Here is an 18,317-nt window from a genome sequence, read left to right as displayed (position 1 = left end):
CGGCTTACGATTGACGCGCTCTGGATTCACCGCTTTTGGAGTGCTTGGCTTTATCCTTGCCGGCACCTTTATCTTTACCAGCACCGGCAATGACCACCTTGGCACCATCGCGCAATTTATCCAGGCCGCTGACCACCACGCGGTCACCGGCATTCACGCCTTTCAGCACCGCCACACTATCGCCATCGGCAGGGCCGGTGGTGACTGGCTGTATATGCAGTTTGTCCTGCGCATCGACCAGGTAGACAAAATGCCCCTGGCTGCCATGCTGTATCGCCACTTGCGGCAATACATTCACCTGTTGCAGCGTATTCATCAATATCTTGATATTGACGAACTGGTTAGGAAACAAGGCGCTATCAGCGTTAGCGAACTGCGCTTTCAGTTTGATGGTGCCTGTGGCCGGGTCTATCTGGTTATCCAGCGTCAGCAGTTTGCCTTCTGCCAGTAGTCGGGTATTGCCTTTATCCAGTGCCTGCACCGGCAGGCCATGCGCAGCACGCTGGTCCAGCAGGCGGCTGATCTCCTGCGCCATGTTCTCCGGCAAGGTGAAGGTCACCGCGATAGGTGATATCTGGTTGATCACCGCCACCGTATCTGCCGTGGTGATATTGTTGCCGGCGTCTATTTGCCTGAGGCCTATCCTGCCGCTCACCGGCGCAACTATCCTGGTATAGGCCACCTGCAGTTGTGCATTTTCCACCGCGCCGCTGTCTGAGAGCACCGTGCCTTTATATTGCTGCACCAGTGAAGCCTGGGCATCGACCTGCTGGCCGGCGATAGAATCCTGTTTCAGCAGGGTCTGGTAACGGTCCAGGTCAGCGACCGCATTCGCCAGCAAGGCCTTGTCTTTGATATGCTGGCCCTGGATCTGCGACAACTGCGCTTCAAACGGCCTGGCGTCTATCCTGGCCAGCACATCACCGGCCTTGACCAGCTGCCCTTCCCTGAAATTGATGGCAGTGAGCTGGCCGTTGACCCGGCTTTTTACCGCCACGGTGGCGAAAGAAGTCACCGTGCCCAGTGCCTGGTGATACACATGGATAGTGCCTGGTCTGACCTGCTCCACCGCCACGAATAAAGGTTTGCCGCCTTTTTTGCCAGGGCCTTTATCGCTCTGTCCTTTATCGCTCTGTCCTTTATCGCTCTGTCCTTTATCGCTCTGTCCTTTATCGCCAGGACTATTGTCGCCTGGGCCTTTGTCGTCATGGTTTTTATCTGCGGCATGTTTATAGTCGCCCTCTGCTGACGCAGCCTCACCCTTTTGCGTATCACTACGCAACTCGCTCCAGCCTTTGCCTACCCCGGCAAATAACACCACCCCTGCCAGCACGATTAATATTTTTTTCTGCAATTGCATCTGCATCACACTTAATTAGTTTTAGAGTTTTTTTTGTCAGCCTGGCTGTCCCACCAGTAGGTCAGCGCCCATTCCTGTGCGCCGTAATATTTGGGCAGCACCTGCGGCCGCTGCAGCCTGTGGTGATAGATCAGGTAATGTTTGGTCAGGTAGCGCCAGGGCGTCACATAATGGCCGTGTACCAATACCCGGTCCAGCGCATGGGCGGCCAGTTCCAGTTCTTGCTGGCTGTCGGCATTCAATAACTTCTGGATCAGCGCATCTATCACCGGCGACTTGGTGCCTATGAAATTCTCGGAACCAGGTTTATCGGCGTCCTTGCTGTTAAAGCTGCGCCACAGCTCAGCACCCGGCATGCGGCCTTCGCGCAGGGCGATGGTGGTGTAGTCGTAATCAAAGGTCTTCAACTGGCTACGCGCCGTCGCCGCGTCTGAAACGCGCTTGACCACCTTTATGCCCAGCTTGCTCATATTCAGGTAGATAGGGTCCATGTACGGGTTCTGGCCGCGTGCCGTGGTCACCTCTATCACAAAAGGTTCGCCCTTGGCGTTGCGTAACACGCCATCGCGGTTGTGCCAGCCAGCCTGGGCAAATAGCTCCAGCGCCTTGGTCAGGCTGTTGCGTATGCTGCCGGGTGGTTTGGTATTCGGTTGTTCAAACATGGGGCCGAACACTTCAGGCGGTAATTGATCGCGGTAGGGTTCCAGTATTTCCAGCTCTTCGGGACTGGGCAGGCCCTTGGCCGCCAGCGGGCTATAGGCAAAATAGCTGTTGACGCGGGTGAACTCGCTATCAAAGATCTTCTGGTTCATAAACTCAAAGTCCATGGCGTAGTTGAGCGCCAGGCGCACACGCGGGTCTTTGAACTTATCGCGGCGCAGGTTGACTATCCAGCCGTTCATGGCGACCGGGTTCTGGTGCGGCACCAGCTCTTTGACCAGCTCGCCTTCGTCAAAACGCTTGCCTATATACTGGCAGCACCAGTAGCGCATCTTGTTTTCACTGAGAAAATCGAAATCGCCGGCACGCAAGGCCGCCACCATGGTGTCGGTATCTTTATATATGCGGTAAACCACGCGTTCAAAGTTGTAACTGCCTACGCGCGAAGGGATCTGTGCACCCCAGTACTGCGGGTTTCTGCGGTAAGTGACTGCCTGGCCGCTGACCGCACGGTCTATCACATAAGGGCCGGAAGTCACCGGCACTTCCAGGCCTATCTTGTTGAACGGCACATGGGTGCCATCTGCCTTTAAGCCCCACTTGGGCGAAAACACCGGCAGGCTGCCGGCTACAAACGACAGGTCACGGCCTTTGCGCTTGAATTCAAAATGCACGGTTTGCGCATCGATGACCGTCAGCGATTTGATCTCGGAAAAATAGGCTTTAAAGCGCGGATTGCCGTCTTTGTTGGTCAGCGTATCAAATGAGTATTTCACCTCTTTAGCGGTGACCGGGTCGCCATTGGAGAACCTGGCCGCAGGGTTGATATGAAACGTCACCGCACTGAAATCAGGTGCCAGTTTGATATCATCCGCCAGCAAGCCGTACTGGGTGTTGATCTCATCCAGGCTATACACGGTCAGCGTTTCAAACATCTGCTCTATCAGGCCCGGTGCCGGTTTGCCCTTGAGGCTGAAAGGGTTGAATTTATCAAAGCCGCTGTTCTGGCTGATAATGGCAAACCTGATCTGGCCGCCCTTGGGCGCGGCCGGGTTCACATAGTCGAAATGGCTGAAATCGGCCGGGTATTTAGGCTCGCCGAACTGGGCCACCGCATGCGCCGCCAGCGCACTCTGACCTGGCCATAATATGCCGGAAACAAAGGACAAAACGAGCAACAGCAACCATGGGTAAGCAGGTCGGGTCAGGTCAGGTTTATTTTTATAACGATCAGTCATGTGGGTTCACTAGAGAGAAGCTTGTACCAGGGCTTGGGTATAAGGATGGTTGGGTTGCTGTATCACTTGTTCGGTATCGCCGGACTCTATGATCTCGCCGTCTTTAAGCACATAGACTCTATGTGCCAGTGCCTGAATCACGGTGAGGTCATGGCTGATCAGCAAATAACTGAGGCCGAATTTCTTCTGCAGCGACACCAGTAATTCCAGCACCTGTTTCTGGATAGACACGTCCAGCGCCGAGGTGGGCTCATCCAGGATCACCACCTTGGGTGACAGCACAAAGGCGCGTGCGATGGCGATGCGCTGGCGTTGGCCGCCGGAAAACTCATGCGGGTAAGAATCCAGCACATTGGCGCTTAAGCCCACTTCAGACAGTATCTGCACAATGCGCTGGTAACGCTGTTCTTCAGTCAGGTCAGGAAAATGCAGCGCCAGCCCCTCACCGACGATCTGGCGCACGGTCTGCCGTGGTGAAAGCGAACCGAACGGGTCCTGGAACACCACTTGCAGCCTGGCCCGCAGCTCGCGTTGCAGCCGCTTGCTCAGGCTGTAAACCGGCGCGCCTTCTACTTCTATTGCGCCAGACTTGACCTTGATCAGGTTGAGCACCGCTTGCGCCAGCGTTGATTTACCGGAACCGGATTCACCGACTATGCCTACGGTCTCGCCTTCACGCAGCACGACATCCGCACCATGCAGCGCGGTGAATGCGTGCGATTCGAATAATCCGCGCCAGCCTTTTCTTGGCAGCGGGTATTCGACGCGCAGCTGCTTGGCTTCGAGCAGGGTCCTGGCATCGCTGGCCACCGGCAACACATTACGCACCGGGATACTGTTGATCAGTTTGATGGTGTAAGGGTGTTGCGGTTGTTCAAACAGGGTCTGCGTATCGGCGGTTTCTACCAGTTTGCCGCGCTCCATCACCGCCACGCGGTGGGCAAACTTGCGCACCAGGTTGAGGTCATGCGTGATCAGCAGGATAGCCATGCCCTGCGCGCCTTCTTTGCGCACTTCTTCTTCCTGGATATCGATCAGCAATTTGACGATACGCGCGCGTATGGTCAGGTCCAGCGCCGTGGTTGGCTCATCGGCGATCAGCAGTTTGGGCTTGCATGACAGGGCCATGGCGATCATGGCGCGCTGGCGCTGGCCCCCAGACAACTGGTGCGGATAGCTATTGATATTCTTTTCCGGCTGGCGTATGCCGGTGCGGGTCAGCAGTTCCAGCGTTTTTTCACGCGCAGCCGTGCGTGATAATGCCTGGTGTGCCACCAGGGTCTCTATGATCTGCTCGCCTATGGTGAACAGCGGGTTCAGTGCCGTCATCGGCTCCTGGAATATCATGGCGATATCGGCACCGCGCACGCGCTGTATCTCCTGCGCCGATTTTTGCAGCAGGTCTTGCCCCTGAAACAGGATCTTGCCACTCAGTTTGGCCGCTTCTACCAGTTTTAGAATAGATAAGGCAGTCACCGTTTTGCCTGAGCCGGATTCGCCCACCAGTGCCAGCCGTTCGCCGCTGTTGATGCTCAGATTGAGCTGGTCGACCACCGTTTTAGCTTCAAAGCTGGCCGAGAAATTTTCTATGGATAATAATGGCTGCGTCATTACAGTGCTCCGCCTTGTCTGGCATCAGAGATCCTGGTATCCAGCGCATTGCGTAGCGCCTCGCCGGTGAAAGTCAGCAGCAGCAAGGTCAACACCAGCACGCTGAAAGCTGAAACAGCTATCCACCATGCATCCAGGTTCTCCTTGCCCTGCAATAGCAGTTGGCCCAGGCTGGGTGCCGGTGCGGTCACACCCAGGCCGAGAAAGTCCAGGCTGGCGAGTGCCATGATGGCGGCACTCATGCGGAAAGGTAAAAAGGTGATCACCGGCGTCAGGCTGTTAGGCAGGATGTGCCGCCAGATGATCTGAAAATTGGACAAACCCAGCGCCCGGGCCGATTTCACATATTCCAGCTGGCGGTTACGCAAGAATTCAGCACGCACATAGTCAGACAAGGTGATCCAGCCAAACAGCGCCAGCAGGCCGAATAACAGCAACAAGCTGTGATCAAAGATAGATGCGAATATGATCAGCAGGTAAAGCTCGGGCATGGAGCCCCAGATATCGATCAGCCGTTGGGTGATGAGGTCGACCTTACCGGCAAAATAGCCCTGGATAGCGCCAAAGAATATGCCCAGCACCACACCCACCACAGTCAGCCCCAGTGCAAACGTCACCGACACCCTGAAACCATAGATCAGGCGCGCCAGGATGTCATAACCGGCGATATCGGTGCCCAGCACATTCTCATCGTCTGGCCGGCCCGGGTAATGCTCAGCCTTGGAGAAATAATTCAGCGTATCGTAGTAATAAGGGTTAGGCGGATATAAGGCAAAATTGCCGGATTTAGCCAGCTGCGCCTTGATGAAAGGGTCATGGTAATCGGCCTTGATAGGCAGATTGCCGCCAAATACCGACTCCGGGTAATCACTGAACAACGGGAAATACCATTGCTGCTCATAGCGCACTATCAATGGCTTGTCGTTGGAGATCACCTCCCCCGCCAGGCTGATCAGGTACAGCAGCACGAACACGACCAGGCTCCAGTAACCCAGGCGGTTACGCTTGAAGCGCTGCCAGTTGCGGCGGGCAGGAGAAAGATGGGGAATGACTTGACTCACTTTTATGACTCCTGAGCATCAAACTTGATTCGGGGATCGACCAGCACATAGGCAAAATCGCCCAGCAACTTGATCAGCAAACCGATCAGGGTAAACAGGTACAGCGTGCCCAGCACCACCGGGTAATCACGGCTGTTGATAGACTCGTAAGAAAGCAGGCCCAGGCCATCCAGCGAGAACAAGGTCTCGATCAGCAGGCTGCCGGTAAAGAACGCCGTAATAAATGTGGCCGGAAAGCCGGTGATCAGCGGCAGCAAGGCATTTCTGAACACATGCTTCCACAGCACTTGCCGTTCGGATAAGCCTTTGGCGCGTGCGGTGAGCACATATTGGCGGCGTATCTCTTCCAGAAAAGTATTCTTGGTAAGCAGGGTTTTAAAGGCGAAAGTACTCACCACCGAAGCAGTCACCGGCAAGGTGATATGCCATAAGTAATCAGTGATCTTGCCCAAGGTGCTCAACTCTGCCCAGTTATCCGAAGTCAGCCCACGCAGCGGGAACACATCCCAGAACGAGCCACCGCCAAACAGCACGATCAGCAACACCCCCAGCACAAAACCGGGGATCGCATAACCAACCAACACCACCAGGCTGGTGAAAAAATCGAAACTGGTGCCTGCCCGCACCGCCTTGGCCACACCCAGCGGCACGGCGATCAGATAAGTCAGGGTAAAAGTCCAGAAACCCAGCGCGATAGAAACACCGAGTTTGTCCTTGATCAGCTCCAGCACGCTCTGGTTACGGAAATAGCTATCACCCAGATCGAACTGCGCATATTGCGTGATCATCTGCCAGTAACGCTCCAGCACCGGCTTGTCAAAACCATACAAGGCAGTGAGCTGCTCCACCTGTTGCGTGTCTATGCCCTGCCTGCCGCTGTAGCTCCAGCCACCCGAGCCGGAGGAACCATCCGTGCCTGAGCGACTATCCTGCGAATCCAGTTGCGCGATCGCACTGTCTACCGGGCCACCAGGCACAAACTGCGTCACCAGGAAAGTTAAGGTCATCACCCCAACCAGGGTGGGGATCATGATCAGCAGGCGCTTTAATAAGTAATGCCACATATTGTTGTATTTTTCAGGTTGTTAGGTGCTGGCATGCCGCCACACCAGGGTTGACTGCCTGGCGTAGTACTGCAGATTCCGTACCAACTGTGACAAAGTGGGATTTTTTTCAGGTAAATAATATTTAACCGTTTAATATCAATAGCTTATAAAAACAATTAAATCATTCACTTAAATAAACTTTGTGGGGTGTGTGATGCGTGGACAACAGCGAACACTGATTGCTGTTGCAGGAAGGACATTTAAGAAAACATTCAGCAGACACTGGCGGATGGGATGCGCTCACGGCGCAGGGACTGCAATATAAGAGAGATTGTGTTTCGCCGGCTTGCGTTTCGCTACTTGGCGAGCTCCTTTTCTTTGCTTGCCCACTGGCGGACTCGCGCAGAGTGAGTGATGTGCATACTGGAAGATGTGATTAGGTATTTCTTAGGATGGTTTAGTGATCTGGTTTAGTGATCTGATTTAGCATCTTATTTCGCCTCTAGGCGAGTGTCTTTTCTTTGCGTGCCCAAAGAAAAGGCACCAAAAGAAAGGGCACCCTAGCATCCGCTTGTTTCCTGCGTTGCTCGTCAGCGTGGGCGTCCAACGAAACTCGCCCTGACAAGCCACACAAACCGTGGCTTGTTGCGGAACTCGAACAGACGCTGGCCGAATACTCCCACGCTGACTGCGCTACTCGGCGCGTCAGATAGGGAACCCGGAAAGACACTACGCGGTGAGTGAGGTGGGTCTTTCTCAAATCGTATCCCGCTCGACCAGCGTAACAAAACAAAACCAAATACACGGTTGCTAAGCGGCTCGCTGCTTTTGGTGGTTCACTAATGGCCCATCGTGGTGGTGTTGACTTTGGGCCCCTATCTGACGCGCCGAGTAGCGGAGTCAAAATAAGGAGGAAGGGAGCGACTGTCTGAGTTCCGCGGTGGCCTGCGTCCTGTGCAGGCCGCTAGGGCGAGTTTCGCGACCGCTTATTTTGATGAGCAACGCAGGAAACAAGCGGATGCTAGGGTGCCCTTTCTTTTGGTTACGTTTTCTTTGGGCAAGCAAAGAAAAGTAACTCGCCGAGGGGCGAAATAAAAGGCTGAATCAAAGCACTAAACCATCCAAAGAAATACCGATTAGAACTTCACAGACAGATAGTGCATCACTCACGCTGAGTGCTCCACAAGTATGAGCACGCAAAGAAAAGACACTCGCTGCGTGGTGAAAGGCGATCCCACAATCAGCAACTATGCATTTAAGCAACACACAGCCGGTTAAGCTGTGACAACCTATTGCGCTACCCCAAACCAAATCCTGCGTATCAACCCATCTCTCTTCACAAACTGGTGCCATGCAAATGCCGCCACATGCAAAGCGAGCAATCCCGCCAGCACATAGGCTGTCACCCCATGCCAGCCCATAATGGCATGCGCCAGTTCTTTATCGACAGGAAACAATGGCTCCCAGTGGAACACAAACAGGTTAAAACCATGATTAAATGAGCTGGCCAGCAGCCCTACCCCGGGCACGACCAGTATCAGGGCGTAAATGAAAATATGCGCATAATGGGCTAACTTCACCTGCAATGGCGAGCCAGGTACGTGTGCAGGTACAACAGAACTGAGCCGCCAGTAGATACGGAACAGTACCAGCGCGAACACGATCAGGCCAAACGACTTGTGCGTGTTGTAGATCAGTTTACGCAACGGCGTCTTCGGCAGGTCAGGCATAAAGTAGCCTATGACCAATAAGCCTATGATCAGGATCGCCAAGCCCCAGTGCAGCAGGATGGCGGTGTTGTTATAACGTTGTGGGCTTGCATTCGACATGCATTTATCCTTTATTAAATATGAAATAACACGTATAAATAGCCAGGCGGGCGAGTGACTGGTTTGCTCGGGCATTGCTGAATGCAGCTGTTTAATCGCGGCGTCTACAGCACGCCATCTCGTTCACTGATTGATTGCGTACCTGCTGAAAGCTGAATAATTGATTGTTGTATCTCGGGCATTGTTTTAAAGACCTGAAATGCGCCGGCTTCAGTCAATGCCTGTGCAGAGGTGGTGGCTGCATAGCCTATGACCTTCATGCCAGCCGCAACCCCTGCCCTCACGCCAGTTGTCGTATCTTCGATCACCAGGCAAGCCGCCGGGTTTACCCCAAACTGCGCGGCAATCTTCAAATAAACATCTGGCGCAGGCTTGGGTTTGCCCAGGTCAGCCGCACTGAAGATGCGTCCCTCAAAGTAGGCAAGCAGCCCGGTCAAACTGAGCATTTTTTCTACCTTGCTGGCTTCGCTGTTCGAGGCGACGCAATATGGCAGGCTTAACTGGCTGATGACATCCGTTACGCCTGCAATCGGCTTGATCTCCTCTGCCAATGCCGCATCACGTGCTACTTTGTAGTCGACTAAAAAATCATTTCCCAGCAAAACACCATAGTTCTGGTTGATGCGGGCCAGGCCTTGCTCTAGTGACAGCCCGACATAATTCGCAAACAATTCGCTGAGCGTGATGGCTACGCCTGCCCGATTCAGTGCTTCCATAAATACCCGGTTTGCAATCGGCTCGCTGTCTACCAGCACGCCGTCGCAATCGAATATCACGAACGCTATCTTGTGTTTGGTTGTCGATGTCATGGTGTATTTGGATTGGCGGGGCGATTCAGTCCAAGATTGTCTCTGTACGTCCCCTGCTGATATTCCTTGCGGAAGATGCCCCGGCGTTGCAATTCGGGCACGACCAGGCGGGTAAAGTCTTCAAACCCCTGCGGCAGCAATGGCGGCACGACGTTGAAACCGTCAGCCCCCTTTTCAACAAACCATTCTTCTATGAGGTCGGCGACGGTTTTCACTGAGCCTATGGCTTGCAGATGCCCGCGTGCCACGCGGAATTTAAGCACTAATTGGCGTATGGTCAGGTTCTCGCGGCGCGCCAGCTCGAGCTGTTGCAAAAAGCGGCCTTTGCCGTTTTCAGAAGGCTGGTAAGGGAGATCAGGCAGCGGCTCATCCAGCGGGTATTGGCTTAGATCATAGCCACCGAACTCAATATGGCTGAAATCGACAGCCGACTGCAGTTCGCCAAATTTGTCCTGCGCCTCTTGATCAGACTCGCCGACCACTACAGACAGCCCGGGGGAGATCTTCAATTGATCGGGGTCACGGCCATATTTCGCCATGCGGCCTTTGACATCGGCATAGTATTCCTGCGCGACTTTGAGTGAGGTGGCGGAGCAATAAGTCATTTCTGCGTGCTGGGCGGCAAATTCGCGACCGGTATCAGAGTTGCCCGCCTGTACGAATACCGGATAGCCCTGGATCGGCCTGGGGAAATCCAGCAGGCCTTCAGATTTGTAATAAACGCCCTGCTTGTTCACCGGGTGTGCGCTTTCGGGCTGAAAATAAACGCCAGTGTGCTGGTCAGGGGTATCAAACGCATCATCATCCCAACTATCCCATAAGGCCTTGGTCAGGTCCAGGAATTCTGCGGCCCTGGCATAACGTTCGTCATGCCCGCGCGCCGCTTCTATACCAAAGTTTTTGGCCGTCGCTTCGTTAAATGAAGACACGATATTCCAACCAGCCCGGCCACCGCTTAAATGGTCCAGCGAGGTGAATTCACGCGCGATGTTATAGGGGTCAGAAAAATTGATATTGACGGTGCCGACCAGGCCTATGTGTTGCGTATGCGTGGCAATCGCCGAAAGCAGGGTCAACGGTTCAAACTGGTAACTGAGGCCACTGCGGCCGGTCTGCTTATCCACTGCCGCTGAGCGGCCGATAAAGTCGGCCAGGAAAAAAGTGTGAAACTTGGCATCTTCAGCCAGTTTGGCAGCGCGCAGCCACCAGGCCAGGTTGGGCCGGCCATCATCTTTTGAGCTGGGGTGACGCCAGCCTGCGGGATGGTGGCCGAAACGCTGGAAGAAGACGTTTAAAATAAGTTGGCGGGGAGTACTGGCCATGGGGGTTCCTGATCTGAATTTAAATGAAACTACTGCTTGGGGCAGCTTGTTATTTTGATTTAGTAATATCGTTTAGTGACTGTTTGTTACGCGTTGTTAGGTTGGGTTTCACTGTCTTGCATTTTGCTGCCTTGCGTTTCGCCTGTAGGCGAGTTACTTTTCTTTGCTTGCACAAAGAAAACGTAACCAAAAGAAATGCACCCTAGCTTCCGCTTTTTCCCTGCGTTGCTCGTCAAAATAAGCGGTCGCGAAACTCGCCCTGACAAGCCACACAAAACGTGGCTTGTTGCGGAGCTCACACAGCCGCTCCCTTACTCCTTATTTTGACTGCGCTACTCGGCGCGTCAGATAGGGGCCCAAGGTCAACACCACTACGCGGCGGCATTTTTCAATATATAGCGTCAACTGCCCGTCATGTCAGCTGGTGACATGACGGGCATGCAATTCAGCGGTGAACTAAGACGCGATTTTCAGTTTGCTCTTCTGGGCTGTATTCGGATTTTCCGGTCTGTTTAAACCCAGATTCTCCCTATAGGTCTTGCCTTCATATTCTTTACGGAATATGCCGCGGCGTTGCAGTTCAGGCACCACCAGGCGGGTGAAGTCTTCCAGGCCTTTGATCGAGTATGGTGGCACTACGTTAAAGCCGTCGGCGCCTTTTTCTACGAACCATTGTTCTATGGTGTCGGCCACCGATTTAGCGGAACCTATGGCCTGCAGATGACCGCGTGCGACGCGGAATTTAAGCACTAATTGGCGTATGGTCAGGTTTTCGCGCCTGGCCAGTTCCAGTTGTTGCTGGAAACGGCCACGGCCATTTTCGCCGGGGTCATAATCCAGGTCTGGCAATGGGCCATCCAGCGGATATTTGCTCAGGTCCTGGCCGCCGAACTCCAGTTCGGAGAAATCGACCAGCGCCTGCAGTTCGCCATATTTGTCCTGGGCTTCCTGGTCAGTCTCGGCCACCACCACGTTGAGTCCGGGAGTGATTTTCAGCTGGTCTTCATCACGGCCATATTTCGCCATGCGTGATTTGACGTCGGCATAATAGGCTTTGGCGACTTCTAGCGAGGTGGCGGAGCTGTAGGTCATTTCTGCTTCGCGCGCGGCAAACTCACGTCCGGTCTCGGAGTTGCCTGCCTGCACAAACACCGGATAGCCCTGGATGGGCCGTGGGAAATCGAGCAGGCCTTCTGATTTGAAGTACTCACCCTTGAAATTGACCGGATGGCCGGAAGCCGGGTCGTAGAACTGGCCGCTGTGGCGGTCAGGGTGATCAAAGGCGTCGTCATCCCAGCTATCCCACAATGCTTTGGTCAGCTGTATGAATTCACTGGCACGCTCATAGCGCTCTTCATGCGTGATAGGCGCTTCTATGCCAAAGTTCTTGGCTGTCACCGGGTTGAGGGACGACACCACGTTCCAGCCGGCACGGCCGCCGCTCAGATGGTCTAGCGAGGTGAACTGGCGCGCGACATTGTAAGGGTCGGAAAAATTGGTATTCACCGTGGCCACCAGGCCTATGTCTTTAGTCTGCGCAGCAATGGCGGACAGCAAAGTGAACGGTTCAAAATGAAAGTTGTTCGGGTTTTTGACCGATTGTTTATCGATCACGCCTGAACGGCCGATAAAGTCAGCCACAAAAAAAGTATCAAACTTGGCTGCTTCGGCAATTTTTGCCGCGCGTATCCACCATTGCAGGTCCGGACGTCCGTTCTCTGTCCATGTCGGGTGTAACCAGCCCGCCGGGTGATGCCCATAACGTAACAAAAATACATTAAGGGCCAATTGTCTTTTTTTGCTCTGACTCATCATCAACACTTTCAATAAAAAGTCGGGCGCAAGAAAAACTTGCCCCGACATAAGGTCAAAACTTCACAAGCCTATGGCTTTAGGCAGCCTTTTGCTTGTCTTCCGTTTTCAGCAGGTCAGCAATAAAGCGGCCTGTGTATTGCTTGGCTTTTTCCACCAGGCCAGTGCGTTTCCACTGCACTTCGAGTGCGCCCGGGGTGTAATCCTTGGCGCCGCCGACTTGTTCAGCCAGTGACTGGAAGCGTGCGGCTTCTTCTATCAGTAGCACCAGTTGCGAGGTACCGATAATGCCTTTGCCCCAGATATTGGCGCCGCCGTTAGATTCCAGCAGTGCTGGCGGTGGTGCCAGTTCAGGGTGGTTGTCCAGGCGCTCGGCAATGATGGAAAGGATGCTGCGCGTGCGGTCCAGGTGGTTAGGGATCTCGCGGGCCAGCAGGTGACGTTGTGCAGCCACATACAGGATAGGGAAATTGATCTGTGCCAGTGACCAGGCTGCCAGGTAAGGCGTATGGGCGTGGATCACGGTATCTGCATCAATGCGTGACTCTTGCAGGATATGGTCTTTCTTTTCAGAGAAAGTATCTATGCTGACCACCGGGTCACGTGATCTCTCCCATGGCCATGGGAAACGGATGTTCAGCAGTTTGTCCTGGCCCGGGATCTTGTGCGTGATGTGATAAGTCCAGGTGGCAGACAGGGTGCCGGTTTCTTTCAAAAAGTTGAATGAATGCAAAGCATCAGCCTTGGCTTGCTCTACATATTTCACTAATTCTGCTTCGGTAAAAGTATCGCTCATGATAAGTCTCCTGTTTTAAGGTGGTTAGGCAGCTTGTGCTGCCGCAAAAACGGTAAATTCGGGTTGTTGTTTGACCAGTTTTTCTGCCCTGGCCAGCGGTGCCGGGTCTATCCAGTCCTGGATATCGAAGTCCTGTTTCACATAGCCCCAGTCACGCAGGAAGTTCTTCTGGATCTCCAGCCCTTTGACATACTGATTGCTCAGCGCAGGCGTGAATGACAGGTGCACATTGGCCCCGTGCGAAGCAATAACTTCGGCTTCACTGCTACTCTGGTTTTCTGGTGCCAGCAGCTGCACCACTTCTTGCGGATGGGCGGCTGCCCAGGCGGCGGTACGCAACAATACTGCCAGGTAGCGATCCACCACATCCGGGTGCTTGTTCAGGAAAGCACGGTCTACCGTGACCGGGCGTGGCGTGCCATTGTTGACGCGTACAAACGGGTCGTGGTGTTCGTTGATATTGATCAGCTGGCGGTAGCCAGGCGTATTCGCCAGGCGCACGCCGCGGGCAAAACGTACAAAGATGGCATCGACGTGGCCTTCGTTGAGCGCTTCCAGCTCTACATGCTTGTACTCTGAGCGCTCGCGTCTTGGGCCGTCTGTCAGGTCATAACTTGGGGCAGCGATATCTACCCATTTCGCATCGGCAGGCACCAGGCCATACAGCTCAAACGCAGTGGCGAAACCATGCTGGGCAGCGCCGCGCTGAAAATCGATCACCGCATTTGCATGGTCAGGGATACCCAGGCGCTTGCCTTTCAGGTCGCTGACAGAGTGGATATTGCTGTCTTCGCGCACAATGATGCCCTGGTATTCATCCAGCCAGGTGATGCCGACCACCACGGTATCGTGGCCCAGGCCTTTGGCCCAGATAGGCGGGATATTGCCGCCTTCTCTGAACATGCCGGACTGCTTGTGGTGGAAATGCGAGTTTCTGACTTCCAGGCTTTCGGAATCGCGCAATGAATGCAACTGCGTGCCATTGCCTGCAAATTCCTGCTGCAACCACTGCTGACGTATAGCCAGTGCAGAAGCTGTCGCCGCGCCGCAGCGGGTGTACCACAGATTGACTACCTGATTAGAGACTGAAGAATGTGAACTCATACCCTACCCCTTTGATCTTGTCTGAATAAGAACTGCATAAACAGCTATGTATTGGCAAACGGCATGCCAACTCTGGTTCAGGCAGTTGCCACCTGCGGCATGCATGAGGTATGTGCTTGATATTTAATAAGATTGCCAGCCTGTGGCTATCTGCTTAACGGCCAATAGCTAGTGCCAGCAACAACATCTTGCTGCTGGCCTGGCAACAGCGAGCGCCTTTTTTGTTGCTGCTGCAACAAAAAAACCGGCAAACAGGCTGGTATGCCATTTGCTCTCACTACGCTTTCAACAATCATTCACATATAAAATAAGGAAGCCAGCACATGTCAGCAAATCCAGAACAAGCCACCCTGGAACAAGCCACCCAGGAACAAGCCGTCACAGAACAAGCCCTGGCACAATTGTTCACCGAGGCGCACACCGAACATCACTTCAGTGACGCCAGTGTTTCAGATGAAGTCATCCGCCAGTTATATGAATTAACCAAGCTCGGCCCTACCGGCTTTAATGCACAACCGGCCAGATACCTGTTTATCCGCAGCCTGGCACAAAAGGAGAAACTGGTGGCGCATGTGTCATCAGCTAATCGCGACAAGACCCTGGCAGCCCCGGTCAACCTGATCGTCGCTTACGATACGCAGTTTCATCATCAGCTGACCGAGCAGTTTCCTGCCTATGATGCACGCAGCTTTTTTGAGAAGTCACCGGACTGGATAGAGCCTACCGCCAGATTGAATGCAGCATTACAGGCAGGCTATCTGATCATTGCGGCTAGAGCACTGGGTTTATCGGTGGGGCCTATGTCGGGCTTTAACGCCGAGCAGATTAACGCCAGCTTTTTCGCTGACGACCAGTACAAGGCTTTTTTACTGCTGAATATCGGCTATCTGGCGCAGCCAAGCAGCCAGAAACGCGGGCCCAGATTATCGTTTGAAAAAGCGGTGAACATTTCTTAAAAGTGTTTATTCAGCAACATTCCGGCAAAACAGTTATCCCCGCTAATGTTGCTGACAAAACAATTCAGGCGATTTAAAAATTCAGCCTTTAATTTAAATTTCCAATAATAATCATATAGTTAACAACATATTTTTCGATTGGCATGATTCGTGCCCTTGAGCTTGCAACACTTTTATAAGTGCTTCATCTCAAACTCAAGGGAACATTATGAAAAGAACGAGTCAGATCTCGGGCGCAGAGCAGCCGAGAAATTTATGGAAACTAAGAACAGTTAAAGTAGCCGTGCTGAGTGCATTCGCCGGGTCACTGGTATTAAACCCGGCTTGGGCTGCCGAAGAGGAAAAAGCCGCTGAAGGCCAGGAAGCGCAAGTGTCAGAAGCTGCGGCCAGCGATGAGACCAAGAAAACCGCCGATGAAACCCAGGCACAAGAGTCTTCACTGGGTAGCGTGACGGTTACCGCCAACAGACGTAAAGAAAACGCGCAAAAGATCGCCACCCCTATTACGGTGCTCAAAGGCAAGGATTTGCTGCAACAAGGCGTAGGCCGCTCATCACAAGAGATCTTTAACTATGTGCCGAACGCGACTGCGGTTGGTCAACAACATGGCCGTCCACGCTGGTGGATACGTGGTATCGGCGCCGGCCAGCAACAACAGGATCTGGCCAGCCCTATCGGTTTTTACCTCGATGATGTGTATATCAGTAACGCCAACGCGACTGGTTTCCCGCTGTTTGACCTGGAGCGCGTAGAAGTGCTGCGTGGCCCACAAGGCACCAAATACGGCAAGAACACCACCGGTGGTGCAGTGAATATCATCTCGCAAAAACCTTCATTGAAAGAAGGCAAAACCGATGATTACGTGAAAGCAGAATATGCCACTTTCAACGACAAGATCTTGCAAGGTGGCGTCAATATTCCTTTGATCGAGGATAGACTGGGCGCCCGTATCTCTTTCTACAACGAAGATACCGATGGCCGTTTCCGCAACCAGTTCAAAGGCACTAAAGATGGTGGCTTGCAAGATGGCGCTCTGCGCGGCCAGTTGCTGGGCAAGATCACCGATGACTTTGAAGCCTTGCTGAATGTGCACTACCGTAAATACAAAACCGATGGTGCCATCACCAACACCAACAGCTACCGAGCCGATGGCGTGTTGCGTGCCAACTACAGACCTAGCACTGGTTATAACGATGTCAGCACCAACGCAGACAACTGGACTGATTCTTCTCAAACCGGCGCTAACCTGAACCTGAAATGGAACGTGGGCAAACTGGCCTTCACATCGATCACTGGTTTCGAAGGTTTCAAGAATGAAGGTTTAAGCGATGGTGATAACTCGCCGCTGGAACTTTCCCGCAGCCATACCGATAGCCAATCGCGCCAGGTATCGCAAGAGTTCCGCATTACTTCACCGCGTGAAGACCAATGGAACTGGCTGGGCGGTGTGCATTTGTTTAAAGAGACACTGGACCTGAATAGCCAGAACGCGAAATTGCCATCCGGCCAGGTAGCTAACTCAAGCCCTACCGACTCTGGCCCTGCGGTGACTTACAACGCGACCGATCTCAAGCATGAAACAACCAGCTTCTCATTGTTTGGTAACACCACTTACAACTGGACCGACGACTTTGCGACTTCAGCAGGTTTGAGCTGGAGCCGTGAGAAAAAAGATTATGACTTGAATCGCAGAGGCACGGGCAACACTGGTGTGAACGGCAGTTTCTCTAACCTGGCACAATGGTGGAACTCATTTACGCCATCAGGCGCTGGCTTTACACCTGCCGGTACTTTGGGTTCAGGCACATTCAGCACAAGTGATTCAGCTACCTGGAATCGCTGGAGCTACGACTTCACCCCTGAATACAAATTAAGCCCAAGTGACCGCGTGTTCTTTAAATACGCACATGGTATCAAGTCTGGTGGTTTCAACACCGCTGCGACCAACCTTGCGGCAGTGAATACGGTGAAACCGGAAGAACTCGATTCTTACGAAGTGGGTTACAAATCAGAATGGCTGGCTGGTCGCCTGAACTTTAACGCCACCGCGTTCTACTATGATTACCAGGACGCACAGGTAAACGTGGTGGGCTTTAACGCATTGGCAGGCCAAACCGTTTCTTACCTGCAAAACGTGGACAAGGCAAAAACCTACGGTCTGGAACTCGAGATCCAGGCATTGCCAACCAATGACTGGTTCATCAGCGGTAGCCTGGGCTTATTGAGCACCAAATTTGAAGATGCCGAGATCCTGAACAACGGTGGTAACTTTGATGGCAACCGTCTGGTACGCTCACCTAACGTCACAGCCAACATCCTGACCAACTACACTTTCCACGTTGATAATGGTGCCAAAGTGGTGCTGGGTGCTGATGCGCGTTATCTTTCCCAGCAATACTACTATGTGACACCGCAAGGCTTTGATGCCAGTGGCGTGAACCGTACCGGTTTGGAACAAGGTGGTTTCACTATCGTGAATGCACGTATCTCTTATGTCACACCAGGCAACAAGTACACGCTGACAGCGTATGCGAACAACCTGTTCGACAAAGAATACCTGCAACACTCAACCCCCTCTTATAACGCTGGCCAAGGTATCTTTGGTGACAACATCATCCAAGGTGGCGTAAGAGTGGTTGGTGCTTCATTCACCGCTGCATTCTAATCGCTAAACCCTAGTGATAGCGCCAGGGCACCTCGTGTGTTCTGGCGC

General features: G+C 53.2%; 13 protein-coding genes. 2 read left to right on the top strand and 11 right to left on the bottom strand.

The window, feature by feature from the left end; translation table 11 throughout:
- Positions 1 to 4: 4 nt before the first annotated feature.
- The 11 genes from ACFQ1Z_RS02825 to ACFQ1Z_RS02775 form a co-directional block, all read right to left on the bottom strand.
- Positions 5 to 1,360 carry an efflux RND transporter periplasmic adaptor subunit gene (locus ACFQ1Z_RS02825; RefSeq protein WP_379055439.1) on the bottom strand — a complete coding sequence of 452 codons (1,356 nt, stop codon included), beginning with the start codon at positions 1,358 to 1,360 and terminating at the stop codon, positions 5 to 7.
- Between the two features lie 11 nt (positions 1,361 to 1,371).
- A complete protein-coding gene (locus ACFQ1Z_RS02820) occupies positions 1,372 to 3,258 on the bottom strand; it encodes an extracellular solute-binding protein (RefSeq protein WP_379055437.1) in 1,887 nt (628 codons plus the stop codon).
- Between the two features lie 9 nt (positions 3,259 to 3,267).
- Entirely contained in the window at positions 3,268 to 4,869 is a 1,602-nt protein-coding gene (locus ACFQ1Z_RS02815) for an ABC transporter ATP-binding protein (protein WP_379055435.1), read from the bottom strand.
- Positions 4,869 to 5,930, bottom strand: a complete 1,062-nt coding sequence (locus tag ACFQ1Z_RS02810; protein WP_379055433.1) for an ABC transporter permease — start codon at positions 5,928 to 5,930, stop codon at positions 4,869 to 4,871. The genes ACFQ1Z_RS02815 and ACFQ1Z_RS02810 overlap by 1 nt, the downstream gene beginning before the upstream one ends.
- A 2-nt stretch (positions 5,931 to 5,932) precedes the next feature.
- Positions 5,933 to 6,994 (bottom strand): microcin C ABC transporter permease YejB, encoded by a 1,062-nt coding sequence (locus ACFQ1Z_RS02805; RefSeq protein WP_379055431.1) that lies wholly within the window; start codon positions 6,992 to 6,994, stop codon positions 5,933 to 5,935.
- A gap of 1,271 nt (positions 6,995 to 8,265) precedes the next feature.
- Positions 8,266 to 8,805, bottom strand: coding sequence for a cytochrome b (locus ACFQ1Z_RS02800; protein WP_379055429.1), 540 nt, complete (start codon positions 8,803 to 8,805; stop codon positions 8,266 to 8,268).
- A 104-nt stretch (positions 8,806 to 8,909) separates the two neighbouring features.
- Positions 8,910 to 9,614 carry an HAD family hydrolase gene (locus ACFQ1Z_RS02795; protein ID WP_379055427.1) on the bottom strand — a complete coding sequence of 235 codons (705 nt, stop codon included), beginning with the start codon at positions 9,612 to 9,614 and terminating at the stop codon, positions 8,910 to 8,912.
- Entirely contained in the window at positions 9,611 to 10,936 is a 1,326-nt protein-coding gene (locus ACFQ1Z_RS02790; protein ID WP_379055425.1) for an LLM class flavin-dependent oxidoreductase, read from the bottom strand. Before ACFQ1Z_RS02790 ends, ACFQ1Z_RS02795 begins: the two co-directional genes overlap by 4 nt.
- Positions 10,937 to 11,392: 456 nt before the next feature.
- Positions 11,393 to 12,748: an LLM class flavin-dependent oxidoreductase gene (locus ACFQ1Z_RS02785; protein ID WP_379055423.1), complete on the bottom strand. Its 1,356-nt coding sequence runs from the start codon at positions 12,746 to 12,748 to the stop codon at positions 11,393 to 11,395.
- A 79-nt stretch (positions 12,749 to 12,827) separates the two neighbouring features.
- The gene (locus ACFQ1Z_RS02780) at positions 12,828 to 13,544 is read right to left on the bottom strand and encodes a class II aldolase/adducin family protein (RefSeq protein WP_379055421.1); all 717 of its coding nucleotides are present in this window, start codon (positions 13,542 to 13,544) and stop codon (positions 12,828 to 12,830) included.
- A 24-nt stretch (positions 13,545 to 13,568) separates the two neighbouring features.
- Positions 13,569 to 14,648 (bottom strand): ABC transporter substrate-binding protein, encoded by a 1,080-nt coding sequence (locus ACFQ1Z_RS02775; RefSeq protein WP_379055419.1) that lies wholly within the window; start codon positions 14,646 to 14,648, stop codon positions 13,569 to 13,571.
- A gap of 323 nt (positions 14,649 to 14,971) precedes the next feature.
- Between ACFQ1Z_RS02775 and ACFQ1Z_RS02770 the strand changes: the two genes are divergently transcribed.
- Positions 14,972 to 15,604 (top strand): malonic semialdehyde reductase, encoded by a 633-nt coding sequence (locus ACFQ1Z_RS02770; protein WP_379055417.1) that lies wholly within the window; start codon positions 14,972 to 14,974, stop codon positions 15,602 to 15,604.
- Between the two features lie 208 nt (positions 15,605 to 15,812).
- Positions 15,813 to 18,269: a TonB-dependent receptor gene (locus ACFQ1Z_RS02765; protein WP_379055415.1), complete on the top strand. Its 2,457-nt coding sequence runs from the start codon at positions 15,813 to 15,815 to the stop codon at positions 18,267 to 18,269.
- The last annotated feature ends 48 nt before the right edge of the window (positions 18,270 to 18,317 follow it).

The organism is Methylophilus luteus, assembly GCF_042676265.1.
Lineage (GTDB): Bacteria > Pseudomonadota > Gammaproteobacteria > Burkholderiales > Methylophilaceae > Methylophilus > Methylophilus luteus.
Note: the sequence above shows the minus strand (reverse complement) of the source record. Positions and strands in the feature narration are given on the sequence as shown.

Excerpts from the sequence above, each read along its gene's own strand:
- ACFQ1Z_RS02825 (WP_379055439.1), bottom strand. The coding sequence starts at position 1,360 with ATGCAATTGCAGAAAAAAATATTAATCGTGCTGGCAGGGGTGGTGTTA.
- ACFQ1Z_RS02820 (WP_379055437.1), bottom strand. The coding sequence starts at position 3,258 with ATGACTGATCGTTATAAAAATAAACCTGACCTGACCCGACCTGCTTAC.
- ACFQ1Z_RS02815 (WP_379055435.1), bottom strand. The coding sequence starts at position 4,869 with ATGACGCAGCCATTATTATCCATAGAAAATTTCTCGGCCAGCTTTGAA.
- ACFQ1Z_RS02805 (WP_379055431.1), bottom strand. The coding sequence starts at position 6,994 with ATGTGGCATTACTTATTAAAGCGCCTGCTGATCATGATCCCCACCCTG.
- ACFQ1Z_RS02800 (WP_379055429.1), bottom strand. The coding sequence starts at position 8,805 with ATGTCGAATGCAAGCCCACAACGTTATAACAACACCGCCATCCTGCTG.
- ACFQ1Z_RS02795 (WP_379055427.1), bottom strand. The coding sequence starts at position 9,614 with ATGACATCGACAACCAAACACAAGATAGCGTTCGTGATATTCGATTGC.
- ACFQ1Z_RS02790 (WP_379055425.1), bottom strand. The coding sequence starts at position 10,936 with ATGGCCAGTACTCCCCGCCAACTTATTTTAAACGTCTTCTTCCAGCGT.
- ACFQ1Z_RS02785 (WP_379055423.1), bottom strand. The coding sequence starts at position 12,748 with ATGAGTCAGAGCAAAAAAAGACAATTGGCCCTTAATGTATTTTTGTTA.
- ACFQ1Z_RS02780 (WP_379055421.1), bottom strand. The coding sequence starts at position 13,544 with ATGAGCGATACTTTTACCGAAGCAGAATTAGTGAAATATGTAGAGCAA.
- ACFQ1Z_RS02775 (WP_379055419.1), bottom strand. The coding sequence starts at position 14,648 with ATGAGTTCACATTCTTCAGTCTCTAATCAGGTAGTCAATCTGTGGTAC.
- ACFQ1Z_RS02770 (WP_379055417.1), top strand. The coding sequence starts at position 14,972 with ATGTCAGCAAATCCAGAACAAGCCACCCTGGAACAAGCCACCCAGGAA.
- ACFQ1Z_RS02765 (WP_379055415.1), top strand. The coding sequence starts at position 15,813 with ATGAAAAGAACGAGTCAGATCTCGGGCGCAGAGCAGCCGAGAAATTTA.